A 26,282-nucleotide genomic window follows, 5' to 3' on the forward strand; every position below is an offset into this window, starting at 1 on the left:
ACTTGGACTGGCCAAGCTTACACTAGGCGGAGGATGAACGGGTAGCGATAGCGCGTTTCGGGATTGCTGAGGCAGGCTAAGATTGCCAGGATGGGCAGAATCAGGTTGACCAGCCCCAGGATCGGGAACAGAAGAAAGCCGACCAAAATGAAGGAAAGCGCCCCCACAACCAGCCACCATACCCACATATTGATATGGAAGTTAATGGCCTCTTTGGCATTTTCCTTGACTACTGGATCGTCTGAAACAAGCAGGATGGCAATGGGAATGCCGATAGAAACAACCAGGGTGTTGATAAAAATCGACCCATGACACAGGGCTGAAAGAATTCTTCGCTTATCTGAATTATCTGAGCTTTGCATGTCGTTTCACCTTGCAACAGCTACATCCTACCGTTTTTGCTGGCTGGAATCACCGGGGCGCGGGGGAGGTTTTCCGTAACCAGGAGGGTGTATTTTACGGGCAGATGGGTTTGCGGAAACGGCAAGAACGCTCAGCCCATCTGAATCCGCATACTGAGATCGAGCCAGGTCGAGCGGGTGATGGGGGCGCTGCTGGAAAGGTAGTCTACGCCGGTTTCGGCGATCGCCCGAATCGTGTCCAGCGTGATGTTTCCCGACGCTTCAATTTTGATTCGTGGATTCGTATCGCGAATCATCCGCACGGCATCCCTCATGCGTTCCACCGACATATTATCCAGCATGATAATGTCTGCACCGTGATCGAGCGCTTCGGCGACCTGCTCCAGGGTTTCAGTTTCCACTTCCACCGTCAGCGGATAAGGAATGCGGGCCCGCACGAGAGCGATCGCCGCTGCAATGCTGCCTGCCGCTGCAATGTGGTTGTCTTTGATCATCACGCCATCGTCCAGCCCCAGGCGATGGTTCACTGCGCCGCCGACCTGAACAGCATATTTCTCTAAAATTCGCAGTCCGGGGGTGGTTTTGCGCGTGTCCACCAGTTGGGCAGGCAAGTCGGCAATTTGCGCGACGTACTGACTCGTCAGCGTGGCAATGCCGCTCAGCCGCATGGCCAGGTTCAGCGCCACCCGCTCCCCCGTCAGCAGCGCATCCAGTGGGCCCGTGATTTGGGCAATGACGCGACCGCGATCGCACGCTTCGCCTTCCTGCGCCAGCGCCTTGAACTGCACTGCCGGATTGAGTAAGTAAAATACTCGCGCTGCAATCGGCAACCCCGCAATCACCCCTGCTTCCTTAACCACCCACTGCGCCTGCCCGCTGGGAACGTCGCCAGAAAACAGCGATTGCGTCGTGCGATCGCCCCGCCCAATGTCTTCCAGAAGCCACTCTTGCAGCAGCCGATCGAGCAGCAGCGTGGGTGGTAAAAGGGCGATCGCGCTGGTTGGTTTTGGGGTCTCTGGTTTTGAGGTCACAGGCTCAGGGTTCTGCATAAGGGTTTGGGCAAAGCCTCATGGGAGCTAAGCCTGAACTGGGGCGGGCTGAAGATCCGCGCTGAGGCAATCCAGCACCTCCAGCACTTCCCGCTCAAAGGCAACCTGGGCGCGGTTTGTGCGTCCGCCGACGTAGAGCGTTTTGCCCTGCTGCAACGCCCACACCTGCGAGTGTGATACGTAGCTCATCAGGACGCTGATCATCAGCAGCCCAAAGCCCGTGTAGACAATAGGAATGCCCGGATCGGCTTTGATTTGCAGCCCCGTGCTGCCCACCAGTTCAGCCACGGTCAGCCGCACGCCGTTGACTTCGGTCGCCATGCCCGCCCGCACGGTGGAAATGAGTTGCCCGTCTTGGTCATATACCAGCACCGTTCCCTTCAGGTCTTTAGCGATTAGCGACACGCCCTCGCTGAGGTCAGGCTTGGTAGGCAGCCAAGTGCCCCAGAGCCGCCCTGCGCCACCTGTGTCAAGCTGCCCCATCGGGATTTGCAAAATCGGGCTATTGTTGAGCTGCACGCGCACGGCGGCGATCGCCCAGTCCGCCTGATACAGCGTCACGCCTTTATAGCGCAGCGGCTCGTTCACATGAATCGTCTTGCGCTTGACTTCCTGCCCAGACGCATCCAGCACCGACAGGTCAGAATAAAACTGGTCGATGTTGCCCTCTGGCGTGTAGTCGATCCAGAAGCGATTGACGCGCACAGACCAATCTTTGGGAATTTGCCGCTCTGCCCAGGGCCCTGCGTCAAAGATATTTTGAACGGTGAAGGTTTCGCCGCTGGGAATCATCTCCTGAGCAAAAAAGCCCGTCATCGCGCCCCAAATCGACCCCAGCAGCACCAGGATCATGCTGGCGTGGACGATGATCGGCCCGATGCGTCCAACAATGCCCTTGCGCGCATAGAGGCGATCGCCCTCGCGAAACAGCCGATAGCCCTTGCGTTGCAGCAGCGGCTCCAGCCCGTCGAGCGTGGCAGCATCCACTTCCGCGCTCATGGCCAGCTTTTCAAACTGGCGCGGCTGGGTGTAATAGCTCCACTTTTGCGCCGCCTTGAGCGTGGGAAACTGGCGGGTAAAAGTGCAGGCGATCAGGCTAGAGCCGAACAGAATCAGCAGCGCCAAAAACCACCACGTCCGATAGACGTGATCCAGCCCCACCGTCAGGATTACCTTCCAAGTCAAAAAGCCAAACAGCGCCGGACTTTCGGGATAGTTTTCTTGATAAAACGCCAGCGATTGCCCCTGCTCGATCACCGTGCCAGAAACGCTGAAGAGGGCGATCGCCAGCAGCAGCACAATCGCCAGCCGCAAGTCCGCCAGCAGCGGCAGCAGTTCCCGCTGAAAGTATTGGCGGGGCAGGTCTTTCCAGGGAGTCGAGGGGGTAGAGTTTAGAGACATGAATCCAAAAGCGCGACGGGCAAGATTCTGAGTAGTGTGGGCAGCGAGTTGCCCAACCCCAATTGCCCAGTACGTTGCCCGATATTTACTCAATATAATGAGTGTAAACTAAACGTTTTCCAGATCTGCCCCATGAGCGCACCCGTTAACCTGCTTACCCGCATTACTCAAACGCTAGGTCAATAGTGCTGGAGCTGGGTAATTATTGCTACCTCAAAACCAGAGTCTCAAAGCATCACTCAATCACAATTTCGCGGATTGCGTTCGCTTCTGAAACGGAGTCGCTGGGCGCTTCAGTGCCATCGCCAAACCAGTCGATCACTTTCTGCTTTGCGGCTGCTTTGACTTCGGGCGTGATGGCCATAGCCACTGCACCCAGGGCGGCGGCTAGTGTACTCAGGTCATCTGCGTAGCCTGTGAACAGGACAAAATCAGGAATCGCATCGGTCGGCAGAATAAAATAAGCCAGCGCGGAGTAAATCACCGTTTTGGCCCAGAGAGGGGTTTCGGGCTGCTGGGCGGCAAAGTAGAGCGTCAGCGCTTTTTCGACGACTTCGCGCCCTGCGTATGCTGCTGCCCGCTGGAGCGATCGCCAAAATCCCTGTTCCGAAAACCCACGCGCCATTTCTAAAACCTCACTCTTAAATCTTGACTCTCAGGTAAACCTTGACTCTCAGGCACTGATTTTGAGTATAGCGCTGGCGCTGAGGTCGTGTGTGGAGCCGTGGGACGGATGCTGGAGGGTCAATACACCCAGGGAATCAGGCGCTTGACGCGGGTTTTATATTCGGCATAGTTAGGATACTTTTCCTGGAGCCAAGCTTCCTCCTTTGCGGCTTTGGCGTTGAAAAAAGTAAAAAACACCACTGCTGCCAGCAGATGCGTGATGCTCAGCCGATAGAGGGCGATCGCCAGCACTGCAAACACTACGCCACTGTAAATCGGATGGCGCACGATGGCATACACGCCCGTTTGCACCAGTTGCCCATCCTCTCGCGGATAAGGCAAGGGGGTCAGGCTTTGCCCCAAGTCCAGCAGCCCTTTGCCCAAAAAGACGGCTGCCGTGAGCGCACAGGCAGTGGCGATCGCCCACAGCCCGTAGCGCAACGGCGGCTCAATCACCAACCCTGGCACAGGCATCGTTGGCAACACCAGCAGCCCCAACAGCAGCACCGCCTGCACGATCACCCAATACTCGCCCTTTGCGCCCCGCCACCAGTCCTCGCGGCTAAATCCCCAGTCGGTGAGTGGTTTCATATTCATTAAACATGGGTAAGAATCACGGCTTGGGTCAATGAATCGCTGAGAAACATTAATCCTTTAGCCGATCCTACAGCGAAACCAATGACAGGAGATTGAAAGAGCAGAGAGCGACAGGGGTTGGGTTAGTGACCTGCTCCATTCGTATAGGCGTTGCCATTCTGATGGCCATTGCCGTTCGAGCGGCCGTTCCTGTAGTCGTTTCGATGGGCGTGACGATAGATATTCTCAACGCTGGTCTGAGTATCGTCGGGCAGCAGGGGCAGGTCAATGAATTCGGGCGTTTCGGCGTAGTCGGTGTAGACAGGCTGGGCTGTGAGTTCGTCGGGCACAAATTCGACCGTCACCCGCAGCCGCAGCTTGCCCTGCTGCCAGCCAGCGGAGCCAAGCTGCAAGACTTCGCAATCGATGCCGTCTTGAAACCAGTTGCGATCCTGACGCATCCAGGCTTTGCTATTGCGAAACTGGCGATCGCCCCCAAATAAGGCTTTTTGCGTCGTCAGCGAGTCTGCCAGCGCATCCGGCAGCTTAGAGCTGAGTGCGACATCTAGAACGTGGCGTAGCGTAGCGACTCGAACCGTTCCGTCTCGAAATGACAACACATCATCGTCATTGAATGCTGTCATATCAAGATTATTTTGTACTGGCATGATTGCCCCCCTTTGGCGATCGCGCATTTCCATGTCAGCTTTTACACTGCGCGACTGAGCAGATCAGGCAAATTCTGAGGCAATCTGTCAAGACTTGGAGACAGCTTTGTATCTGGTTTTCACGGATTATTTAAATTCGTGGTAGAGTAATCGCATACGGAGATTTGGCGCACAGAAATTGGCGTACAGAAACTGGCGCACAGAGATTAGCGCACAGAGATTGGCGCACGGGGGCGGGCTATGCCGACTTCTGCCACACCAGCTCAAAGCAGTTAAGGCTGTCGCGCCCAGGAGGCGTTTTCAGCGTCAGGCGATCGCCCTCCAGCGCCACGATTCGCACCAGATCGGTGCCGACGCGATTGGGAATGGAGGCGATCGCCACATGATGCGTCACGCTGTCGCCCGCCAGAGTGTAGGTTCCGGCATAGGCGCTGAAGCTAGAAAACGCCTGGGCACGTTCCGTCGCGGGCACGTCCGCCAGATCAAACGGAGAAACGGGGTTGCCGCTGAGCGGGGGGCGATCGCCCTGGGCAAAGCTCACCGTCATGTGGCCGTCGGCGGTGTAGGTCAGGATGCCGACGGGCGCGGGGCCGTAGGCTTCGGGGTCAACGCTGCCGTCCGCAGCAATGGCCCGAATCGCCACGAGCGTCCAGGTGCCAACTAGCGGATTTTCGCTATTCATTGAGCGATCGCTCCAGGGATAAAAGAAACTGTCGCAAGAGCCGAACCAACGTCTCGCACTCTTGCTCTGTGGCAAACTGCACCAGTATTGCCTGCTCTTTTTCAAACAGCACGGGCATCACCTGATCGGAAAGCTGGATGCCCTTGTCGGTGAGCTGGACAATCACACCCCGGCGATCGCCCGGATCGCGCAGCCGCGTCACGATGCCGTCTTGCTCTAGCCGATCGATGCGGTTGGTAACTGCGCCAGACGACAGCATCAGCAAGCTGTATAAATCCGTCGGCTTGAGCTGGTAGGGCGGCCCCTGTCGGCGCAGCGTCGCCAGCACGTCAAAAGACCATACGTTTAGCCCATAGTCTGCCAGCACCGTTTCTCGGTGTTTTTCCAGCAGGCGGGCAATTCGCAGCATGCGCCCTACCACGGCCAGCGGCGCGGCATTAAGCTGGGGCGCTTCTCGCTGCCACTGCCTCAGAATGTGATCAAGACGGTCTTGCTCCATCCTGCAACTTTATCTCGACATTGAGAATCTTAACCCGCAATCCTGCATGAAAAAATCGACGGACTGAAATCCTGCAACCCGGCCTGGCGCAGCGCGATAAATGAGATTGCCGGAAGCCCCGCAGACGCTGGACTGGCAACCCCAAATCACCAATCCAAAATCGCCAATCCAAAATCAACAGCACAGCGCCCCTGATTGTAAATGATTGTCAATGCGCTAACGCTGGACTGGATCGACCACGATTTCAACGCCTTGCGTGGGGCTGCCGTTGGTGATAACGCTGGTGCGCGTAGTGTTGATAAACCGCAACTGCCCGTCTACTGTGATTCGCGCCTGCACCGCGTAGGTGTAGCGGCTGTCGATCTGCGCTGGGTCGTAGGGTAGCTCGAAGGCAAAAGGCACCTGGCGGCCGCCAGCTTCAATCGTTTGCGTGGCCAGGATGCGGGCAGGCGCGTCAGCACGGCTGACATCCGCCAGCGATACTTCGATCAGCGCGTTGGGTGGCAGGGCGATTCGCGGCAGATAAGTAACCGTACCCGTGACGAGCGATGACGTTTGCAACATACCGTTTACCGTGAGCGATTGAGTTCCTAAGTGGCCGCGATAGACCTGCACCGAGGGCGTGCCTTCATAGGCATAAGTTGTACCGTTTGCATCAGGCGTAGCAGTTGTGGGAACGCCATTTAGCGTCAATTGTCCTGTTTGCCGGTTGAACAGATTCATTAGCATCGCGCCATTGCGACTAAACAAGCGCACGGCGTAGCCCGGCGTTTGGAAGAAGGAAAGCGTGGAGCCGTCGGGGAGCGTGGATGCACTTGGCGGGGCGGGCAGCGTTGCGCCAGGGGGCGATACCTCCACTACTGAACCCTCACTAACGCGATAAAACTGCGTTACTTCTTGCGTGGGGCAGCATTGCGGATCGTTTGGCCCTTGAATAATCATGTTGACGCTGATTAGCCCGTCGTCCAGAATGCGGACACGGTTGACCTGGATGCGATCGCCCAGTCCCGCCAGCATCGGCGACTCGATCGCCCCGTCCAGGTTCAGCAGCGGCGCAAGGTAAACGAAAATACCAGAGCCGCCCGTATTCACTGCCATGATCATCACGGCATCTTGCTGGCCGTTGCCATCCAGGTCACCAAATGCGATTTGTCCCTGCTGCCGAGACAGCACCGCATTCAGCCGCCGATTGGGATCTTCAAACTGCCCATCTTTAAAAGTAATCACGCCGATCTGGGGCTGTTCGCCCAGGGTGGGGACGCTGTAGCTGGCGTTGAGGGCGATATTGAGGCGATCGCACCAGGCCCGTTTTTCTGGCGTAAACACCTCGCGGGTCAGGCAGTTATACCACGCTTCGCCCGCCTGGGCCAGCGTCGCCCTCGGCAGCGCCCCCGCAACGCCCTGACCAAGCAGCATCACGCCCAACCCCACACCCGCCCATCGGGAAAACACAGTCTTCTTCATCGTTAAATCCATACATTAAGTAACCCAGCATTCATCAACAGGTCAACCTGAGGTCAAACCAAGATTGACTCACTTTTGAACGATAACAGGGAATTTTCTGCGGATAACCAGAAGTTTCCGTTTTTGCAACGCCTAGCGATGTCAATTTTCGAGTTTGGATTGGCGAGTTTGGATTGCCAATCAAGCTTCTGCGGGGCTTCCAGTCCTTTCATTCAAAGCGTCCTTCAGGAGAATTGGAGACGAGAAGGCATCGGGAAAGGCTGCTTTTCGAGCTTGACCTCGAATCTTTTTTCAGAAATTACTCTAGCGAAAGCGTCGGATGAGGTCTGAAAGCAGCCAATACAGGATGGAAATGTTTGTAACAAAACTTCCTAGCCTGACGGCTATATCTGCTAAGTTGAAAATAGAAAGCGGGGGCGATCGCCAATCTAAGTAGATCGCAATGTCGCCGTATAAAATTTGCTCGACGGTGTTGCTGATTCCCCCGGCTAGTAGTAGTCCCAATCCCACTTGCAGGGGCAGAATCATTTCTTTCCTAAATCTGCTGAATAGCAGTGTTGCGACAGCAATGATTCCCATTAACATTAGTCGCAACCAGAGTGTCCAGGAAGTCAAGTTTGAATCAAAAAATGAGAAGGCAGCACCAGGATTTTTCAGATAAGTGAGGTGAAAGATTCTCGGTATGAGCGGCAGGGTTTTGGATGGAAGCTGTTCCTCAAAAGCTTTGCGTATGAGGACTTGCATTAGAAACCCCAGCACGCTGCCAGCCAGCCCAATGATCCAGACCCAGCAATTTCTAGTCCTAGTTTCTGTCATAAACGTTTTTGCCCGCAGTCTCCGCCAGGGTCGATTGATGCATAAGTTTTAATTCATGGTTTTAATACATGGCTTTAATACATGAGTTGTTTTAATACATGGCTTTAATACATGAGTTCGAGGTTGCGGATTGATGCACTGATTTTAGTTTCCGTGCTGCCCAGTCTTTTTGCCCCAGTCTTTTTGTTAGATCCAGACGAGTTTGGGGTTTGAAATTTCTGGCTGACGATAGATTGTTTTTTCCTGTTTCAGGTGTAAGTTTTGGTGGGAGTAGTTGCCTCGATTTAACTCAAGATTTCGATTTGGTTAACTCAAGATTTTGATTTGAAACTGCCTATGACTCGCACTCTAGAAAAGTCGCAAGCTCAATCCTGGCACGCGCAACCCGCCGACATCGTAGCGCGATCGCTCCGGGTTGATCCGCGCCTTGGACTCTCGTCCGCCGAGGTGGTTCAGCGCCAGGAACAATACGGCCGCAACGAGCTGAAGGCAGTGCCAGGGAAAAGTCCCCTGGTGCGCTTTTTGCTGCAATTTCATCAGCCATTGCTCTACATTTTGCTGGTTGCAGGCAGCGTCAAGGCGTTTTTGGGGTCGTGGGTGAATGCCTGGGTGATTTGGGGCGTAACGCTAATCAACGCCATCATCGGCTACGTGCAGGAGGCTAAGGCGGAAAGTGCGATCGCCGCGCTGGCTGCGACCGTGCAAACCGAGGCGACCGTGGTGCGCGATGGGCAGACGATACATATCTCATCCGTAGAACTGGTGCCGGGGGACGTGGTAAAGCTGGTGTCGGGCGACAAGGTTCCGGCGGATTTGCGGCTGGTGACGGCGCGAAATTTGCAGATCAGCGAGTCGGCGCTGACGGGTGAATCGGTAGCCGTGGAAAAGTGGGTTGACCCGGTGGCAGAAGACGTGCCGCTGGCCGATCGGCGAAACATGGCCTACGCAGGCAGCTTTGTGACATCGGGACGCGGGCGCGGCGTGGTGGTGGCGATCGCCAACAACACCGAAACCGGGCGCATTTCTCAACTGATGCAGCGGCAGACTAACTTATCTACGCCGCTCACCCGCAAGTTTGAAAAATTCAGCAAAACGTTGCTTTATTTTATCCTGGCGGTGGCGGCACTGACCTTTGCTGTGGGGCTGGGGTACGGCAATCCCTGGCCGGATATGTTTGAGGCGGCGGTGGCGCTGGCGGTGAGCGCGATTCCTGAAGGGCTGCCTGCGGTGGTGACGATTACGCTGGCGATCGGCGTGTCGCGCATGGCCCGCCGCCATGCCATCATCCGCAAGCTGCCTGCGGTGGAGGCGTTGGGCAGCGCCACCGTCATCTGTTCCGACAAAACGGGCACGCTGACGGAAAACCAGATGACCGTGCAGGAAATCTACGCGGGCGGACAGGCATTCTTTGTGACGGGAACGGGCTACAGTCCAGTGGGCGCGATTCAGCCCGTGGAGTCTGGTCAGCTTACGAATCCGGCGCTGACAGAATGCCTGAAAGCAGGGCTGCTGTGCAATGAGTCTTATCTGGAGCAGGACGATGGCCAGTGGCAGGTGATTGGCGATCCGACGGAGGGGGCGCTGATTGTGTCGGCGCAAAAGGCGGGCTTTGGGATGGCAACGCTGAAGGCGGAACTGCCTCGCATCGATTTTATTCCGTTTGAGTCGGAACATCAGTATATGGCGACGCTGCATTCAACAGGCGAAGGGGGCAATCGCCTGGTGTATGCGAAGGGATCGGTAGAGGCGATTCTCTCGCGCTGCGATCGCGCTTTGTCTGCCAGTGGGACACTCCAGCCGCTTGATGCCGATGCGATTTACCGCCAGGTCGAATCGATGACGGAGGCAGGAATGCGGGTGCTGGCCTTTGCCACAACATCTCTAGCCCAAGACACGCTTGACCCGCCGGATATTGACACTGGCCTGACGTTTCTGGGCTTGCAGGGAATGATCGATCCGCCGCGCCAGGAGGCCGTGCGAGCGGTGCGGGCCTGCCAGTCTGCGGGCATTCAGGTGAAGATGATCACGGGCGACCACATTGGCACGGCAACGGCGATCGCCCGCCAGATTGGGCTACAGCGGGATGGGCAGGTGCAGGCCTTTACGGGGCAAGCCCTGGCAGAAATGGACGATCAGCAGTTGGCCAACGCAGTAGAAAATGGCTCGGTGTTTGCCCGCGTTGCGCCAGAGCAAAAGCTGCGGCTGGTGGAGGCACTGCAAGCAAAGGGCGAAGTGGTGGCGATGACGGGCGACGGCGTGAACGATGCCCCGGCGCTGCGGCAGGCAGATATCGGCACGGCGATGGGTCGGGCTGGAACGGAGGTGGCGAAGGAAGCCGCTGACATGATCCTGACAGACGACAACTTTGCCTCCATCGAAGCGGCGGTGGAGGAAGGGCGGACGGTCTATCGGAATTTGCTAAAGGCGATCGCCTTTTTGCTGCCGGTGAATGGCGGTGAGTCGATGTCGATTTTGATCAGCGTGCTGCTGAATCGGGCGCTACCGATCCTGTCGCTGCAAGTGCTGTGGATGAACATGATCAACTCCATCGCCATGACCGTGCCGCTCTCGTTTGAACCCAAGTCGGAGCGCGTGATGCAGCGCCCACCGCGCAACCCCCGTGAGCCGCTGCTCAACCGCAAGCTGTTGAAGCGCGTTTTGCTGGTGTCGCTGTTTAACTGGATTGTGATTTTTGGCGTGTTTGAATGGATTAATCAAACGACCGACAACATCGCGCTGGCCCGAACGATGGCGATCCAGGCGCTGGTGGCGGGGCGGATTTTTTACCTGCTGAGCATTAGCGAGTTGGGGCTGGGCCTGGTGAATAAGCTGCGCGGCCGGGTGCAGCAGATTCCGTCCGCTCCGGCTGTGTTGTGGGGCATTGCGGGGGCGATCGCCCTGCAAGTGCTATTCAGCCAGTGGAGCGTGATGAATCGCCTGTTTGCCACCGCGCCGCTGAGCCTAGAGCAGTGGGGCATTTGTCTGCTAATCGGCGTGCCGATGATTGGCGTAGCGGCGATCGCCAATCGACTGCATCCGCCAGAGTAGCGAACCGAAATCCTTCGCCCGTCTGCCCAGATATCTGTCCAGATATCTGCCTGTTCCACGTAGCCATCAATTACCCCATCACCTGCGCCGTACCCGTTGATGCGCTGGGTCCCCAGCGTTTCCCGCTATCCTTTGCAGGCATTGCCCAGTTGACTTGGGAAATCATTGCAAAAGTTCATAAAATTCATCAGCTCTGAGTCAGCGTGATTGCAGATGCATGACGAAACCGCCTGAAGTGGTAGATTTTATAGGCAAGGTTTTTACTATTTTGGCAGTATTTAATCGGGCTAGGATAGGGCGGGCATCGGGCGATTCGTCTCAGGGGTTTCTGTGAGCCAGGGGATGAATGGCTGGCGTTGAGTCAAGCGTGTGATGAATGAAGCAGGCAATGAGAAGCAGGCAATGAAAATATTCCAAAGCATAGGCAGCGCGATTTCTGACGGGAGCGCTCTGCGAATTGCGCTGGGGACATCCGTAGGGCTGGTGGCTCTGGTTCCAGCGCCGCAAAGGGTGATCGCCCAAGCAATCCCCGGTGGGTCAAATCCACCCGTTGTGTTGCCGCCAGATGCCGAATCGCGCCCTTTCCCCATCGAGCGGCCGCGAGACACGCCGCCGCTGCCTATTGAAGTGCCTGCTGAGCCGTCGCCGCCCGTGCTAGACCCTGCTTCGGGCACGCCAAACCCTGATCCGGCGGTGCCTGTGGTGCGCTTTCGGGTGAATGAGATCAACGTTACAGGGAATTCTATCCTGCACGACGAGATTGCCGAAGCCATTCAGTGCTGCGTGAATCGAGACGTGACGTTTGAAGAACTGATTGCATTACGCAGTGCCATCACTCAACTGTACATTGACCGGGGCTATGTGACATCAGGCGCATTCCTGCTAAATAACCAGGACGTTCGCAGCGGCGTGGTAGAAATTCGAGTAGTAGAGGGCGAACTAGAAGACGACATTCAAATCACAGGCTTGCAGCGGTTGAATCCGAGCTACGTGCGATCGCGCTTGCGGTTAGCCGGAAAAAAGCCGTTGAACCAGCGGGATCTGGAGCGGGCCTTGCAATTGCTGCAAATTGATCCGCAGATTGAATCGGTGGATGCCGAACTGACGGCGGGCAGCGTTCCCGGCCGCAGTCTGCTGGCGGTAAATTTACAAGAAGCATCGCCGTTTTCTGCAAATATTGGCGCGGACAACTATCAGTCTTCCAGCATTGGCTCGGCGCAGTTCAGCCTCTCTGCCAGCTATAGCAATCTGCTGGGGGTGGGCGATCGCCTCTTCGCCAGCTACGGCCGCACCGACGGGCTAAATCTGTATAACATGGGCGTCAGCCTGCCTGTTAATCCCCGCGACGGCACCGTCACCCTTAGTTTCAACACCAACGATAGCCGCATTATCGAAGATGCCTTCGAGGAGTTTGACATCCGCAGCGAGGCCGAAACTTGGTCGCTCCAGTTTCGCCAACCCCTCTCGCGCAGCGTGAATCAGGAATTTGCCATTGGCGTGGGGCTGGATTTGCGCCGCAGCCAGACGTTCATTTTGGGCGATCGCCCCTTTAGCTTTTCACGCGGCGCAGAAAACGGCGAATCCAGGGTGACGGCGCTGCGCTTTTTTCAAGACTGGGTCGAGCGCGATCGCCTCAGCGTGCTGGTTGCTCGTTCAGAATTTAGCCTTGGGCTGGATGCCTTTGATGCCACAGTGAACGACAGCGGCACCGACGGGTTGTTTGTAAAATGGCTGGGACAGTTTCAGTGGGTGCGGCGCTTTTCGGGGCGATCGATCTTTCTGGCGCGGGTGAATGCCCAACTCACACCCGACTCGCTGCTGTCGATCGAGCGAATCGGGCTGGGCGGCTTCGATACGGTGCGCGGCTATGCCCAAAACCAAATCGTTGCTGACAACGCCATCTGGGGTTCTCTAGAAGCCCGCTTTCCCCTGCTGCGAAACTCCGACCGCCTGACGCTGATTTCATTTTTGGACGCGGGCCATGCGTGGAACATTGACTTGGACAATCCAGAAGACGACTTTCTGCTGGGCATTGGCGCAGGATTGCGCTGGGAGGCGTTGCCCAATCTAGTGGTGGGGCTAGACTACGGACTGCCGCTGATTGATGCTCAGTCTCAAGGCGACTCCCTGCAAGATAACGGATTCTACCTGTCGGTGCGCTACTTCCCGTTTTAGCCTGTAGCGCCAGGACACGCGAATATGCTGCTGGAGGGTAGTGGATTATTCTAAAGGGAACCAACAATGGGTTTGGCTGACCATTGATGCCGAGACCCGAGAAGTGATTGGCTGTTATATCGGCGACCGTTCTCGGGACTCGGCAAGGGCACTCTGGGAATCTCTGCCAGCGGTTTATCGCCAATGTGCCAAAGTCTATACGGACTTCTGGGACGCCTACATTACGGTGATTCCGAGCAAACGCCATGAGGCGGTGGGCAAAGACAATGGCTTGACCAGTTACATCGAGCGTTGCCCGTTGCAGTACTTCTTCCAGCCAATCTCTCAGGTGGAAAATTGCCCCCAATAGGCATCGAGCGCTTTCTGAGCTGCCCATTCATCCGACTCCCCATAGGCTGCATTGAACTGCAGAAATTGACAAACTGCCCTTGACTGCTCCAGGTTCAGCACACCGAATCGAGACAACATAGACTCTCTAAGCTCAGGTTTGTCTGGCAAGAGACAACTGTAGATAACTGAAGCACCAGCACTTGTAGTATGTGGACACCGGAGCGCATGGAGCATCCAAACAGGTAGGTAATACCGCCATCCCTTGCCATCCAGCAAGCTAAAGGCATCCCACAGTTGCTTAATCCACTCGATTGGTACATCTTGCCAGCGCTGGTCTGTATCCAGTGCTCGAGCCGCAGCACGTTCCTCTTCGCCGCCCCAATCGTCAATCGCCCTTACTTCGTGAAGCGTAACTCCGTCTTCACGACTAACTCCATCAAATGCCTGCGTAATTTGTTCGATGAGTCTTAGTCTGTCTTGCTCTGCAAGCATATCGAGGGGAGTCCAGTTTGGTATTCGCTCATCTTCCATGGTTGGACGACGAACCTGGCTACTCCACTGAGGGTCGCACGCACCACATTCAAGAAAACTATGTTGGGCTGCCCGCAGGCATGACTTTAGTACCGAATCAATATCTTCCCAAAAACAAATGGGACAAATCAAATAAGTACCTGGAGGTAGTGCAGACAAGACCCGATACCCACAGCAGGGGCAGGGATATAGCAGACTTGCGTTGCTCCTATTCACAATCTAAGAGGATGTTTGGGAAGTAGCAGTGGACGCCAGTATTAGGAAAGATCCCTAGAGTTTAGGCTGAAGTTTATCAGATGCGCAACAGCCTTCCAGGAAGCCATGACCTTAGCCTACGCTAGCGAACTGACACTTGAACAGTACCCATGGTTTGCTGCACTACTCAGCCTCGCTCATGCAACAGGTAGACCGCGCAGTGTGAACTTGATGCTGGTGGTGCAAGCGATCTTGTATGTGCTAATGAACTGCATCAAGCCCAGTGCTTTTGTCAGTCTTTACAGAAGCACCGGCACCGAATTGTCAACTACGAGTATTACCAGAGGGAGGGCCTCTGCTCGATTGGTTCCGGTGCGGTGGAATCAGCCGTCAAACAAATTGACCGTCGCTTACAGATTTCGGGGGCACGGTGGAAACCAGAGCATGTGCCGAACGTCTTAGCCCACCGCTGTGCTTACCTCGACAACTTGCTCTAATTTCCTCTCAAGAAGGTGACACACACCCCAGGCTAAGGTTCACAGCATCGACCGGAATTTGTTCTGCAACAATGGTTAACCCATCTGGGAGACGATGAACCGTTGGCGCATTGAGACGAGGCGTTTTGCTCGCCTCCAGCACAGTTGGGATTGGAGTCATTGGGCAACAGACAGGCAGTTCTTAATCTATCTTAATCGTCTGAACCATTGAAAACAGCATTGCCGCTCTAGTTTTCCTAGTTTCATCCTACCCATCCCCCTCTCAATTACGCTCAATCGCTGACCTCAATCCCTGAGCAGGCTTCACTTTCCGGAGCGCTCCAGGGAATGCTGGTAGGAAAGAATGATTGGGATGATTGGCGCTGGGTTTGGGAATGGCAGACAGGGCAGGGGGCTGAAGGTCTAGGGTTTCAGGCGGTCAGGGCGACGCAGTTGAGAAAGGTCTGACAGACTTTGCCCGCGATCCAGCGAGATGGAGATGTTTAGGAAAGTTTTGGAGGCAGGAATGCGGCAGATAACGGATACGTCTGGCAATCGGGTAACGCTTGGGGCAAGGCTGGGAATGGTGCTGGGGGCGATCGCCCTGGGGGCTTGCTCATCTAGTGTTTCCCGCGTTCCTGTAGAACCGTCCCCCGTTGCGAAGGGACAGGCTCCAGAAGCCTCTCTCGCGTTCGCCGCAACCGTTTCCGGCGCAGCAGCCCTCGAATCGACCACCGCAGAAATCTCAGCAGACGATCGGGCCGCGATTCGGCAGTTGGGCGTGCCGCTGGTGGTGCCTACGGTTCTGCCGCCGGAGACGTATTTATCCGATGTCGTGGTCACGTCTGATCCAGACTGGGGCAAGGAATATACACTCTACTACCGCTCGTTTTCAGCCGATAGTGCGATCGCCACTTGTTTTCAGATTGAATACAGCGACGGCGGCTTTGGTGGCCCAGTGCCGCCCAATAGCCGGCCCATCGAAACGCCTGCGATCGCCCGCTCCAACGACCCCTACTTCATCTATTGGGCAGACAACGAGCCGTCCAGCGATGATTCTCCCTTTCCGGCCAACGCTGTGTTTTCTGACTGGTTTGAGGTTCCGGGTGTACCCGGCGGCTATCGACTCAGCAGCGGCCTGATCGATTCGGAACTGGTGCGGGCCTGCAACTTTCTCGACCCAGATTCCGCCGTGGCGATCGCTTCGTCGCTAAACCGTCTGGAGCCTTGATTCTTCAAACCCTTGCTTTCTACCCTTGCTCGGCGTAGCGCTTTAGCTCCTGCGCCATGCGTCGCAGTCCGCTCTGTTCGTCCCGACGGATAAACGGCAGCAGCAGAGTGGTCAGCGTGCCGGAGAGGGTTTCGCGGTGGAGATATTGCGTGCGATCGCCCCCCAAGTCTTGCAGTTCAAACCAGTGTTCGCTGCGAAATCCGGGCGCAGTGTAGCGCAGGCTCAGACAAACCGATGGCTGCACCAGCGTCACCAGCGGCTCGATCTGGGTTTCCTCTTCGCCTATGACTCGCTTAATGGACAGGCGCACGGTTTTGCCCTGGCGAAAGGGGCGATCGGGCGACAGGTCGTAGAAAAAGGTGTTCCAGCGAAACCACTGGTGTTTGTCCATCAGCACTTGCCAGACGTGCGATCGGGGCGCGTTGATTTCCGTTTTGGCATAGAGCGTGGGCATTTTAGGGGAGCGGTTTGGAGGGTGCAGTAGGGTTTCAATAAAAGGCTATAGGATTTACGCATTTTCTTGCCGTATTTTCAACGTTAGACTGTGTTCCCGAATTCCCCAAATTCCCTAAATTCTCGCCTCCAAACCCCCGGCATCCCATGCGGATCTTGATGCTGTCTTCGACCTTTCCCTATCCGCCGACGCGCGGCGGGACGGAGGTGCGAACCTTTCACCTGCTGCGATGGCTGGCGCAACGGCACGAGGTGACCCTGCTGACACAGCGGATGAATGCGACCGGTTCGGAAGTGTTGGCTGAAGGCGCAGAAACCCGGACGAGCGCGGATGCCGATCTGGCGGCGCTGGAGGCTTTGGGTGCAAGGGTGTTGTGTTTCCCACTGGGGCGATTCGCGAAGCAATCCCTACGGGAATGGCCTCAGGGCAATTTCCCTGGCGGCTCATTTCGCAATTCTCTGGGCAAACTGATGCAACTAGGGCGATCGCACCTCTGGGGCATTTCCGCCGAACGTGGACTTTCGCCATAGCCCTGCGCTGCAAGCCCTGGGTGGATGACGCAGTGCAGCAGCGCCGATTTGATGTGCTGACCTGCGAGCATGGTGCAAATGCGGTGTACGTGCGTCCGGAGTTTCAGCGGCGGGTGCGGACGGTGCTAAATGCCCACAGCTTTGCCGTCGGCTGGACGCGGGCCGAACTGGCGCTGGGCGTGTCGGCCAATCCCTGGCGCGATCGCCTTTATCTGCCTACGCTGGAGCGCTACGAACGACGGTTTCGGCAACAGTTTTCCCGCGTGGTGGTGACGACGACGGAAGATCGGCAGCAGTTTTTGGATTTTTTGTCGGGGCCCGATTTTGCCGCTCCCAATGCCGACCCCGACTGGGTACAGGTGGTGCCAAACGGGATTGATTTGGCAGCCTTTTCGCCCCGCACGACTGATCCGGGGGGCTATCGGCTGGTGTTTGCAGGCGCGATGGATGCGCCACACAATATCGACGCAGTGTGTTTTTTTGCTGAAGCGGTATTACCATTAGTGCGATCGCGCTATCCTGAAGTCACTTTTTGCATTGCAGGGGCGCGTCCGGTGACCACCGTGCGAGCGCTGGCGCAACATCCCGGCGTTCAGGTCATGGGCACGGTCGCAGAAATGGGTGCGGTGTTGCGCGAGGCGACCGTGTGCGTGCTGCCGCTGCGGCTGGGGTTTGGCATTAAAAACAAAACCCTGGAGGCGATGGCGGCGGGTGTTCCGATTGTGGGGAGCGATCGCGCTCTGGAAGGGCTGCCCATCGAGGGGGCAGAACCGCTGGCGCTGCGGGCGAACACGCCGACGGAATACGCAGGGGCGATCGCCCGTCTGTTTGACAGCCCTACGCTGCGGCAGCAAGTGTCTCAGCGGGCCCGTACCCTAGTGGAGACCCACTACACCTGGGAAAAGATCGGCCAGCAATATGAGCGGGCGCTGATGGAACCGTCGCCTGTTGCGAAATCCTGGCATCCTTGAGCGCCGCCCCGCTCGCAAACGTCATCTGGGAAGAGTGATGCAGCGGTGATGAAAAAACCGGCCCGTCGAACCCGTCCAGCCCAAAAGCGGAGCGCGTCTTCGTCGTCTATGGCGGCCCGTCACCTCCGCATCACGCCGCCCAGGGTCAAGGTGTTTGTGTCGCCAGAGCCGCTTTCTCCGGAAGCTGCCGCGGCTCCGCGTCCCAAGGTAAACGTGTGGGTGGGGCAATTTGCGAAGCGATCGGCTCCGGCATTGCGCTCAGGGATTGATCTGCCGCTAGAGGACTGGGAAGACGAATTTCGTGAAGAACCTCCCCCGCTCGAATCCAACGGTGTAAAGCTGCTGGTATCACCGCCCTCCCCCAAGCAGCGGCCCTGGCTAGGGAACCTGCTGGCAACGATCCTGTGGTTGGGTAGTGGCAGCCTGGTGGCAATGGCGGGCTGTACAGCGTTTTGGCTGATTGTGAATCCGGGGCGGGTGAGTTGGCTGGGCTGGGCGCTGCCGGAGTGGAACCGGGAAGCCTTTATCCGCGACGATACGCCGCGAAGCTGGGGCGCAATCCAGGCAGAAGCCGCCCAGCAAAACCGGACGCTGGGCACACCGCTGATGCGGTCGGTTGGTCGGGGTCAATCGGCCGGAGAGGCAACCGTGGTGCTGGTGCCTGTGCTAGCCGCCCAACCCCGCTGCGCTGCTAGTGCAGACGCTTGCCTGCATCTGGTGGAACTGCGGGCCTATCACCTGGAAACGCCGCTGGGCAGTGCAGAAGGGCTGAGCAGTGACACCCGGCTGCAACTGGGCGATCGCCTTCCGGTGGCGGGCCCAAGAGAATTTGGCGTGGTGTCGCTGCTGCCGGGGGGCGCTCCGGCGGGGCAAGGCTCGACCCGCCGCCTGCCCCTGCAACAGGTCGAGCCGATTGCAGGGGATGCGCCCAAACCCGACGGCTGGTTTTCCCTCAGCGGACAGCAGCGGCGCGGCAGTCAGGCGATCGCCTATGGGCAAATTGGCTATTACGATGCGGCTCAGCGACGGCTGCGGCTGCTGATTTCCTGGAGTAGCCTGGTTCGCCGACCTCGCTGGCAGGCGGTCACAGGCGACGATCCGCCAGAACTGGTAGTTGACCAGACCGTGGGGCTGGAGCCTCAATTTACGGTTTATCAGGTGAAACCGGTCGAGGGCGGCATCGTGCGGCTAGAGGCGATCGCCCTAGAACAGCCCCCCTTCGCCAGTCAGAGCTTGGAAAACGCGCTGTTTCTCGCCCGCAACGGCCTGTGGAGCCACGCCCGCGCCTGGATGGAGGGCTATAAAAAACGCAATCCCAAAACCTGGACTGCGGCCGCCCAGGCCCAGCTTGACCTGATTGCGCTGCACGCCGCCGCCACCCGCGCCCAGGCCGAGCGCGATCGCGCCAGCCCCAGTCAGCGCCTCGCCACGTTGATCATCGACAGCCGATGGGAAGCGGCGATCGCCCTGCTGCAAACCGCCCTGCGCGACGGGGCCGATTTGCGGACGCTGATTGGCGGCGATGCAAACCGCTGGCGGCAGCGGGCCGAGGCGATGCTGCGGGTGGATGCCGACCACACCGATGCCCAGTTTATCGGCGGGCTGGTGGTGATGCTGCGGCAGGGACGCGACGAGGCGATCGCCTGGCTCCAGCAGCAAAATCGCGCCCCTATTCCCAAAACGCCAGCTTCGCCGCTGCACCCGCGCACCCAAGCTGTTCTGCGCCGCCTCGACCAGTTGCCCCTGCACGGTCAGGCCCTCTACCCCAGCCGCCTGATCGGCACTGCCACGCCCCCTGGCCAGCCCCCGCCCCCGGCGACTGGGACACGCCCGATGGCTCTGCCCTGCCAACGCTGCCTGATGGTGAGGTGTGGTATCGCATCTCGCTGACCCGCTATCACGACGGCACGACCTGGCAGCACGCCCCATTTTCTCAGTTGTCCAGCCGCCTGACTCCGGGTTTTCTGTGGAACCAACTCGGACTGGGAGATTCGCAAAGCGCTGCCCACGGGAATCGCCCCACGCTCCAGTACACCACCTGGAACCCGCAGGCCCAGATGCAGTCCCATCCGCTCACCGTGCAAGCGCTGCGGCTCCAGGGCAGCGCTATTCAACTGCTGGCCAGCGGCCAACCCCTGGGAGACTCCCTAGCCAATCGCCCCCATCTCGTCCTGTCGGATGCCGCGCTCAACTGGGAACTGCCCACCGACAGCACTTCCCTGGCTGCCCTCCAACTCCAGCAGCCGCAGCAGGGTAGTGCTATCTTGCGAACCCTTGCCACCGAGCTACGCCGCGCCCGACCGAACCTGCCGCTGCCGCCTGCCGACGACCCAGAGGCGCTGGCCCAAGCCTTCGGCTCCTGGAGCGTGCAGCTTGCCGACCTGACGGGCGATTCCCGCAGGGATCACTCGAATCGCCAGCCGGAGGTGATTCTGGTGCTGCATCCCGACCTGCTCGATCCGCCCCCTGGCGAACCCGCACCGGAGTCGGACGATCTGGAATTGCTTGGCGCATCGCCCAGCCCCCCTGCCCCATCCAGTGCCCCACCGGATGCCCCGCTTCGCACACTGATCTTTTCTGCCAGCGGCAGCCTGATCTACAACGAACTGACGACGAATACGCAACTGGTGGCGATCGCCCGCATGGAAGGGGAGACAGCGCCCGTCCTAGTAATCACGCAGGGCGATCGCGTTACACTGCGGCGGTGGCTTGCGTCTCCACAGCGCTTCGAGCCAATCGACTAAGCCAAAACGACTAAATCGACTAAGCCAATCGACTAAGTAAAAACGACTAAGCAGAGGCGATCTGACAAGCTATCCAAAAATCACCAATCCAAAATCCAAAATCCAAAATCAATACTACCGAGCGTCTTCATTGATCGGCGCAATATATTGCCGATTGGCACGGACGTAGCACGTTCCCAGGGTTTGCCCCGGCTGGGCAAAGGTGAGCGCATCCGTACCGCGCACCCGCAGCCAGGGAGCGCCATTCTGGAAGACGATCGCTTCATTTCGCACAAACTCGGCCGTTAGGATTGCCCCTGGCGCGATGCGCGATCGCACGGCTCCATTGGGACTGACGCGACAGTTCAGATAGGTCGGGTCTGGATCGACCACCAGCCAGCGACGGTTGTAGTAATTGCCCCGGTTTCCCTGCATAATGGCAGTTGTGTAATCGCCGCTACGGTTTGGCGTGGGAACTTCGGCCATTTGGGCGATCGCAGGCATCGAAAAACCCATAGACAGACCCATTACCAGCCCTGTTCCCAAGACCAATCGTAATTTATTCAGTTTCAGGTTCATCATAGCGTTCAAAATTTGACTCAAAGTGACTCAACAGGATATGTGCAAACCATTCAGCAGCGTGTGTTAATCAGTGTGTGCTGAAGTCTGCGCTTTGAGTAGCTTCATTCCCGCTCGAAAAGATTCCTGAGAGTCAGGCGATCGCTGTGCCAGAACCCAGATCGGCTGGCGCTGGAGGGATGGCGTTAGTCTGACTCGCCGTACCAAATGGCTTCTACCTGGTGGGCGATCGCCTCTGCCTCTGCCCGTCCCTGCCCTGGCTGCAAGCGCACGGTGACATGGCCCAGCTTGCGCCCCGGCCGCGATTCAGATTTGCCATACCAGTACACCTGAGCCTGGGGAATTGCGGCAAGCTGCTGGCGCAGAGCGGCGTAGTCAGACTCAGCGGTTTCAAAGCCCAGCAGGTTGACCATCACCGCGCCCGCGCAGGTAAGCGCCGTGGACCCCAGCGGCAGCCCTGCCACAGCCCGCAGATGTTGTTCAAACTGGGAGGTGGCGCAGGCATCGAGGGTGTAGTGCCCGGAATTGTGAACCCGGGGCGCAATTTCGTTGACCAGCACGTGCCCGTCGGTCGTCAGAAATAGCTCAATACCCAGCACACCGACATAATCTAGGGCAGTGAGGATTTGGCGGGCGATCGCCCCCACCTGCTCCGTCACGCTCTCAGAAAATTCGTTCAGCGCATACACCCGGCGGCAGACCTGCTGTTCCTGCTGCGACTCTACCACCGGATACAGCGCGATTTCGTGGGATTCATGAAGCGTTCGCGCAAGCGGTGCGGCGCACTTTCCCTGGGGGAATCGCCCCCGCGCCGCCATCACCGCCAGCTCTCGCTCAAACGGCACAAACGCTTCCACAAGCCACGACTGTCCCGGCTTTTGCAAGACTGCTTCCAGTTCTGCCTGGGTTTTGCAAACAAACGTGCCGTAGCCATCATAGCCATGTCGCCGCGCCTTCAGCACCACCGGAAACCCAAAGCTCGCATCCAACTCGGACACGCTGGTGATTGCCTGAAAGCGGGGCGTAGGAACGTGGATGGACTGATAAAAAGAACGCTGATCGAACTTGTCAAGGATAGGGGCGATCGCCCTTAACGACGGCGCAAAGACTACACCTTGAGAGGCGATCGCCCCCAGCCCTGCCAGATCCACAAACTCATTCTCAAACGTAATCACGTCACACTGCTGGGCCAGTTGCGCCGTTGCCGACGCATCTTCCACCTGCGCCAAAACAACATCGTCCGCAATGCCAACAGCCGGATCATCCCGATAGGGGGTTTGCACAATAAGATGCAGCCCCAGTTTCTTGGCCGCCGCGCCCATCATCCAGGCAAGCTGCCCGCCGCCAATCACTCCCACCCGTTTCACATCGCTCCCTGTCATTCCTGTCTATCGCCACCACAGCATTCTGTCTGCATCAGTATAGCGATTGCCCAAAACCCTCGAAAAACCTAAAGCACGATTCCCGAAAGGATTGCTTCGCGAATCGCCCCTGCCGCCCCTGCAATGCGAAGCGACCTCTCAGAACAAGCCAGAAAGTCCTTAGGAGGGGGTGTGGGGGACGCTTCGTCCCCTGCAAAGGGGGGTTTGGGGGGATATCCCCCCAAGGCTTGCTGGCTCGGCGATCAAATTCCTCAAAACTGTCCTGAATCGCATCAACTCTGTGCGTAGGCCTCTGACGGGGCTAGTACTTCACCTGCGCTTTTTGAATTTCCGCAAACCTAGAAACTTATGTGAAGCCCAGTACGTCCGATAGACAAGTTTCGTCGATGCTGCCCTGAGCCATCCAGAGATCGGTATGATGGATGGTTTCTTCAGGAGGCGGTTCGATTCTCAATTCTTTGAGATTTTCCTAGCTAAATCTGATCGCATTGCGCCAAACCTGATTAATATCGGTTTTGGTCGATTGCGATGGAGGTTTGTGCGACTAAGCTGCATCTGCCCCAACTCCCCAATCGGTGTTTTAAGAGGTTGATTGTGAGATTTTCTTGGTTATTGTCTGGTGTGCTGGGCGTTGCAGGGTCTCTCCTGATTGCCGTTTCTGCTGAAGCGGGCACGCTGCAATCCTGGCAGTTTAACTCGGCGGAAAACCGACTGGTCTTTACCACCGATGACGGCGTGCAGCCCAGGGCCCAGCTCATTTCCGACCCGGTTCGCCTGGTCATTGATCTGCCAGGAATTACCCTCGGCCGCTCGACAACCCGCCAGAGTGGAACTGGCGGCATTCGGGAAATTCGCCTGGGGCAAGTAGACGCTCAAACCACTCGCATTGTGATTGAGCTAATGCCCGGTTATACCCTTGATCCGCAGCGGGTCTTGGTGCGCGGGGCCACGCCGACCGACTGGTCTGTGCAGATTCCCACGCCGCAGTTTGTTGGCGGGCCTGTGGCAGGCAGCCCTTCACCCACGCCCGGAAGGCCGCTGCCCGCACCCAATCCTCCCGCGCCTGCACCTGCGCCTCCAGCAGCGGGCCCTGCTCAGATTGACGAGGTGCAAATTACCCAAGACGGCTTTTTTATTCGCACCAGCGGGGGTGTGCCTCGCCTGACGCTGCGCCGCAACAGCGATCCGCGAGATGTGCAGTTCGACATTGCCAATGCCCAGGTTTCGCCTCAGTTGACCAATCGCGATCTGCGACCGAACCATCGCGGCGTGGAGCGGCTGCGGCTGGAACCCCAGCGGAATGGCGTTGTGCGGCTATCGCTGCGCCTAGAGGGTCGCCGCAACGACCGCAACCGTCGCGGCTGGCAGGCCAGCGTGAGTGATTTTGGTGGGATTGTGCTGCTGCCCAGCCTCAATGCCAACAGCGGCGTGGTGGCGACCCGTCCATCCCAGCCTGCGCCGACCCCGCTTCCCCCTACAACTCCGCCGATCGCCCCTCCCACCTCGCCCAGCCAGCCGCCGCGCCCTGGTCAGCCGCCTGCTAATCGTCTTTCGACAGTGCAATCGGTGGAGTTGTCGAGCAATGGTCAACAGCTACTCATCCGGGCGGATCAGCCAATTACCTACACCAGCGATTGGGATCGGGGGCGGATTTTCTATCGAATTACGATTCCCGATGCGCGGCTGGCAGAGCGGGTGATTGGCCCACAAATTACGGCGAACAGTACGATTCAACAGGTGCGGTTGCTGCAAGAGGACGAGCGGACGGTGGCGATTTTGGTGCAGCCTGCTGCGGGTGTCGTGATTCGGGACGTGATTCAGCCGAGCGATCGCCTCCTGGCCCTGGAATTGCGCGGTGCGGCCCAGCCCCCTATGACTCCTGCGCCCACCCCCCCGCCTCCAATTGTGACACCCCCTACCACGACGCTGCCCCGCGTCCCTACCGGCCGCGTTGTGGTGGTACTAGATGCGGGACATGGCGGTCGAGATCCGGGCGCAGTGGGCATTGGCGGTATCCGAGAAAAAGATATCGTTTTGTCCATTACAACCCAGGTGGCTCGCTTGCTAGAACAGCAGGGCGTACAGGTGGTCATGACCCGCACAGACGATCGAGAAATTGACCTGGAGCCACGGGTGCAAATTGCCGAGCGGGCGCGGGCGAATATTTTCGTCAGCATTCACGCCAACGCGATCAGCATGGATCGCCCCGATGTCAACGGGATTGAAACCTACTATGCCTCGGAAGCGGGGGCACGGCTGGGCCGCGTGATTCACGACAGCATGGTTCGCAATACGGGCTTGAACGATCGCGGCTTGCGGAGCGCCCGGTTCTATGTGATTCGTAACACCTCAATGCCCGCAGTATTGCTGGAAACGGGGTTTGTAACCGGAGCGCAGGATGCAGCGTTTTTGGGCAGCGCTCAGGGACAACAACGCATGGCATTTGCGATCGCACAGGGTATCCTGCAATATATTCAGCAAAACTTCTAAACATTTCGTTTGCGCCTGTGTCTAACTCTGCCTCGTTCTCAGACTCGGTTAATCGCGCCTCAGACCCGCTTTCCCCTGAACCAAACGGGACATTTTGCGAATCCGGCCTCTTGACAACAGGCGATGCCCAGGCCCCCATCGGGGTGTTTGATAGCGGCGTGGGCGGGCTGACGGTGCTGCGGGAGATTCAGCGCCAGCTTCCGAATGAATCGGTGCTGTATTTTGGTGACACGGCGCGGCTGCCCTATGGAACCCGCTCGGAGGGGGAGCTGCTGCAATTTGTGCGGGAGATCTTGACCTGGATGACGCAGCAGCGGGTGAAGATGGTGGTGGTAGCCTGCAACACCAGTTCTGCCAAGGCGCTGGACGTGGTGCGAGCCGAGTTTCCGATGCCAATTTTGGGCGTGATTTTGCCGGGGGCGCGGGCGGCCGTGCGGCGGGGACGGCGGATTGGGGTGATTGCCACGCCGTTTACGGCGGCTAGTGATGCCTATCGACGGGCGATTCATGAAATTGACGAGGCGATCGCCGTTTGGCAGGTAGGCTGCCCAGAGTTTGTGCCGCTGATCGAGCAAAACCGGATTCAGGACCCCTACACCCGACAGGTGGCTCAGCGCTATTTGGAGCCGCTGATTCGGGCGCAGATCGATACGCTGGTGTTTGGCTGTACGCACTATCCCCATTTAAAGCCGGTGCTGCGATCGCTCTTGCCGCCGACGGTGCAGTTTGTCGATCCGGCAGTGCATGTGGTGCGGGCGGCAGCGCGAGAGCTAGACCTGCTGGGGCTGCGAAATCTGTCTGCCAATCGCACGGCTCGGTTTTGCGTCAGCGGCTGCCCAGAGAGTTTTGCTCAACTTTCGCAGCAGTGGCTCGGCTACCTGCCCAGCACCGAGCGGGTGGACTTAACCGCTGTGACCCCTACAATCTCGACAGCCAGGGCGATTGCCCCTCTGGAAACCTTGGAGTGAGCGCCTAGCCGGGACT

Annotated in this window: 24 protein-coding genes and 2 pseudogenes; 11 read left to right on the top strand and 15 right to left on the bottom strand. The window is 57.9% G+C overall.

What is annotated here, in order from left to right; genetic code table 11:
• Positions 1-17: 17 nt before the first annotated feature.
• The 10 genes from O77CONTIG1_RS02880 to O77CONTIG1_RS02925 all read right to left on the bottom strand — a co-directional run bounded on the left by O77CONTIG1_RS02880 (position 18) and on the right by O77CONTIG1_RS02925 (position 8,111).
• A complete protein-coding gene (locus O77CONTIG1_RS02880) occupies positions 18-362 on the bottom strand; it encodes a DUF4870 domain-containing protein (RefSeq protein WP_068507901.1) in 345 nt (114 codons plus the stop codon).
• Positions 363-493: 131 nt separating this feature from the next.
• Positions 494-1,411 (bottom strand): carboxylating nicotinate-nucleotide diphosphorylase, encoded by a 918-nt coding sequence (gene nadC, locus O77CONTIG1_RS02885; RefSeq protein ID WP_068507903.1) that lies wholly within the window; start codon positions 1,409-1,411, stop codon positions 494-496.
• A gap of 27 nt (positions 1,412-1,438) precedes the next feature.
• Positions 1,439-2,812 (bottom strand): cytochrome c biogenesis protein, encoded by a 1,374-nt coding sequence (locus tag O77CONTIG1_RS02890; protein WP_068507905.1) that lies wholly within the window; start codon positions 2,810-2,812, stop codon positions 1,439-1,441.
• Between the two features lie 235 nt (positions 2,813-3,047).
• The gene (locus O77CONTIG1_RS02895) at positions 3,048-3,437 is read right to left on the bottom strand and encodes a YkvA family protein (RefSeq protein WP_068507907.1); all 390 of its coding nucleotides are present in this window, start codon (positions 3,435-3,437) and stop codon (positions 3,048-3,050) included.
• 119 nt (positions 3,438-3,556) lie between these two features.
• Positions 3,557-4,075 carry a methyltransferase family protein gene (locus O77CONTIG1_RS02900; RefSeq protein ID WP_286132504.1) on the bottom strand — a complete coding sequence of 173 codons (519 nt, stop codon included), beginning with the start codon at positions 4,073-4,075 and terminating at the stop codon, positions 3,557-3,559.
• Between the two features lie 122 nt (positions 4,076-4,197).
• Entirely contained in the window at positions 4,198-4,698 is a 501-nt protein-coding gene (locus O77CONTIG1_RS02905; RefSeq protein ID WP_172799631.1) for a KGK domain-containing protein, read from the bottom strand.
• A 262-nt stretch (positions 4,699-4,960) separates the two neighbouring features.
• Positions 4,961-5,404 (bottom strand): lipocalin-like domain-containing protein, encoded by a 444-nt coding sequence (locus O77CONTIG1_RS02910; protein WP_068507912.1) that lies wholly within the window; start codon positions 5,402-5,404, stop codon positions 4,961-4,963.
• Positions 5,397-5,903, bottom strand: coding sequence for a MarR family winged helix-turn-helix transcriptional regulator (locus tag O77CONTIG1_RS02915; RefSeq protein ID WP_068507914.1), 507 nt, complete (start codon positions 5,901-5,903; stop codon positions 5,397-5,399). The genes O77CONTIG1_RS02910 and O77CONTIG1_RS02915 overlap by 8 nt, the downstream gene beginning before the upstream one ends.
• A 216-nt stretch (positions 5,904-6,119) precedes the next feature.
• Complete coding sequence (locus O77CONTIG1_RS25330) at positions 6,120-7,367, bottom strand: YbaY family lipoprotein (RefSeq protein ID WP_197673303.1); 1,248 nt, start codon at positions 7,365-7,367, stop codon at positions 6,120-6,122.
• A gap of 303 nt (positions 7,368-7,670) precedes the next feature.
• The gene (locus tag O77CONTIG1_RS02925) at positions 7,671-8,111 is read right to left on the bottom strand and encodes a signal peptidase II (RefSeq protein ID WP_172799632.1); all 441 of its coding nucleotides are present in this window, start codon (positions 8,109-8,111) and stop codon (positions 7,671-7,673) included.
• Positions 8,112-8,519: 408 nt separating this feature from the next.
• On the opposite strand from O77CONTIG1_RS02925, the gene O77CONTIG1_RS02930 reads away from it, so the two are divergent.
• From O77CONTIG1_RS02930 to O77CONTIG1_RS25900, 3 genes and pseudogenes are all read left to right on the top strand, one after another.
• Entirely contained in the window at positions 8,520-11,231 is a 2,712-nt protein-coding gene (locus O77CONTIG1_RS02930; protein ID WP_068507918.1) for a cation-transporting P-type ATPase, read from the top strand.
• Between the two features lie 402 nt (positions 11,232-11,633).
• Complete coding sequence (locus O77CONTIG1_RS02935) at positions 11,634-13,406, top strand: ShlB/FhaC/HecB family hemolysin secretion/activation protein (protein WP_068515937.1); 1,773 nt, start codon at positions 11,634-11,636, stop codon at positions 13,404-13,406.
• Between the two features lie 31 nt (positions 13,407-13,437).
• Positions 13,438-13,698: pseudogene (locus tag O77CONTIG1_RS25900) on the top strand (IS1 family transposase); the annotation flags it as partial.
• A 32-nt stretch (positions 13,699-13,730) separates the two neighbouring features.
• On the opposite strand, the gene O77CONTIG1_RS02940 reads toward O77CONTIG1_RS25900, so the two are convergent.
• Entirely contained in the window at positions 13,731-14,399 is a 669-nt protein-coding gene (locus O77CONTIG1_RS02940; protein WP_410503484.1) for a DUF6714 family protein, read from the bottom strand.
• A 338-nt stretch (positions 14,400-14,737) separates the two neighbouring features.
• On the opposite strand from O77CONTIG1_RS02940, the pseudogene O77CONTIG1_RS24115 reads away from it, so the two are divergent.
• Positions 14,738-14,959, top strand: a pseudogene (locus tag O77CONTIG1_RS24115) (ISKra4 family transposase); the annotation flags it as partial.
• 7 nt (positions 14,960-14,966) lie between these two features.
• Here the strand turns inward: O77CONTIG1_RS24115 and O77CONTIG1_RS25905 are convergent.
• Positions 14,967-15,119 carry a hypothetical protein gene (locus tag O77CONTIG1_RS25905; RefSeq protein ID WP_156434875.1) on the bottom strand — a complete coding sequence of 51 codons (153 nt, stop codon included), beginning with the start codon at positions 15,117-15,119 and terminating at the stop codon, positions 14,967-14,969.
• Positions 15,120-15,464: 345 nt separating this feature from the next.
• Between O77CONTIG1_RS25905 and O77CONTIG1_RS02945 the strand changes: the two genes are divergently transcribed.
• Positions 15,465-16,169, top strand: a complete 705-nt coding sequence (locus O77CONTIG1_RS02945) for a hypothetical protein (RefSeq protein ID WP_156434878.1) — start codon at positions 15,465-15,467, stop codon at positions 16,167-16,169.
• A gap of 19 nt (positions 16,170-16,188) precedes the next feature.
• Here O77CONTIG1_RS02945 and O77CONTIG1_RS02950 read toward each other — a convergent pair whose 3' ends face one another.
• The gene (locus tag O77CONTIG1_RS02950; protein ID WP_068507923.1) at positions 16,189-16,623 is read right to left on the bottom strand and encodes an SRPBCC domain-containing protein; all 435 of its coding nucleotides are present in this window, start codon (positions 16,621-16,623) and stop codon (positions 16,189-16,191) included.
• 146 nt (positions 16,624-16,769) lie between these two features.
• Between O77CONTIG1_RS02950 and O77CONTIG1_RS27695 the strand changes: the two genes are divergently transcribed.
• The 4 genes from O77CONTIG1_RS27695 to O77CONTIG1_RS02970 are packed head-to-tail and all read left to right on the top strand — an operon-like array spanning position 16,770 to position 20,868.
• Positions 16,770-17,153 (top strand): hypothetical protein, encoded by a 384-nt coding sequence (locus O77CONTIG1_RS27695; RefSeq protein WP_068507925.1) that lies wholly within the window; start codon positions 16,770-16,772, stop codon positions 17,151-17,153.
• A 20-nt stretch (positions 17,154-17,173) separates the two neighbouring features.
• Positions 17,174-18,124 (top strand): glycosyltransferase family 4 protein, encoded by a 951-nt coding sequence (locus tag O77CONTIG1_RS02960; protein ID WP_068507926.1) that lies wholly within the window; start codon positions 17,174-17,176, stop codon positions 18,122-18,124.
• A gap of 45 nt (positions 18,125-18,169) precedes the next feature.
• Positions 18,170-20,014: a hypothetical protein gene (locus O77CONTIG1_RS02965; RefSeq protein WP_156434882.1), complete on the top strand. Its 1,845-nt coding sequence runs from the start codon at positions 18,170-18,172 to the stop codon at positions 20,012-20,014.
• Positions 19,993-20,868, top strand: coding sequence for a hypothetical protein (locus O77CONTIG1_RS02970; protein ID WP_068507929.1), 876 nt, complete (start codon positions 19,993-19,995; stop codon positions 20,866-20,868). Before O77CONTIG1_RS02965 ends, O77CONTIG1_RS02970 begins: the two co-directional genes overlap by 22 nt.
• 114 nt (positions 20,869-20,982) lie before the next feature.
• On the opposite strand, the gene O77CONTIG1_RS02975 is transcribed toward O77CONTIG1_RS02970, so the two are convergent.
• Both O77CONTIG1_RS02975 and O77CONTIG1_RS02980 read right to left on the bottom strand, forming a co-directional pair.
• Positions 20,983-21,363, bottom strand: coding sequence for a hypothetical protein (locus O77CONTIG1_RS02975; protein WP_156434884.1), 381 nt, complete (start codon positions 21,361-21,363; stop codon positions 20,983-20,985).
• Positions 21,364-21,611: 248 nt separating this feature from the next.
• Complete coding sequence (locus O77CONTIG1_RS02980) at positions 21,612-22,808, bottom strand: 5-(carboxyamino)imidazole ribonucleotide synthase (RefSeq protein ID WP_068507933.1); 1,197 nt, start codon at positions 22,806-22,808, stop codon at positions 21,612-21,614.
• A gap of 594 nt (positions 22,809-23,402) precedes the next feature.
• Between O77CONTIG1_RS02980 and O77CONTIG1_RS02985 the strand changes: the two genes are divergently transcribed.
• Complete coding sequence (locus tag O77CONTIG1_RS02985) at positions 23,403-25,298, top strand: N-acetylmuramoyl-L-alanine amidase (RefSeq protein ID WP_084782959.1); 1,896 nt, start codon at positions 23,403-23,405, stop codon at positions 25,296-25,298.
• Positions 25,299-25,408: 110 nt separating this feature from the next.
• Positions 25,409-26,266: a glutamate racemase gene (gene murI / locus O77CONTIG1_RS02990; RefSeq protein ID WP_068507937.1), complete on the top strand. Its 858-nt coding sequence runs from the start codon at positions 25,409-25,411 to the stop codon at positions 26,264-26,266.
• Positions 26,267-26,282: the final 16 nt, after the last annotated feature.

This window comes from Leptolyngbya sp. O-77 (assembly GCF_001548395.1).
GTDB lineage: Bacteria > Cyanobacteriota > Cyanobacteriia > Elainellales > Elainellaceae > Thermoleptolyngbya.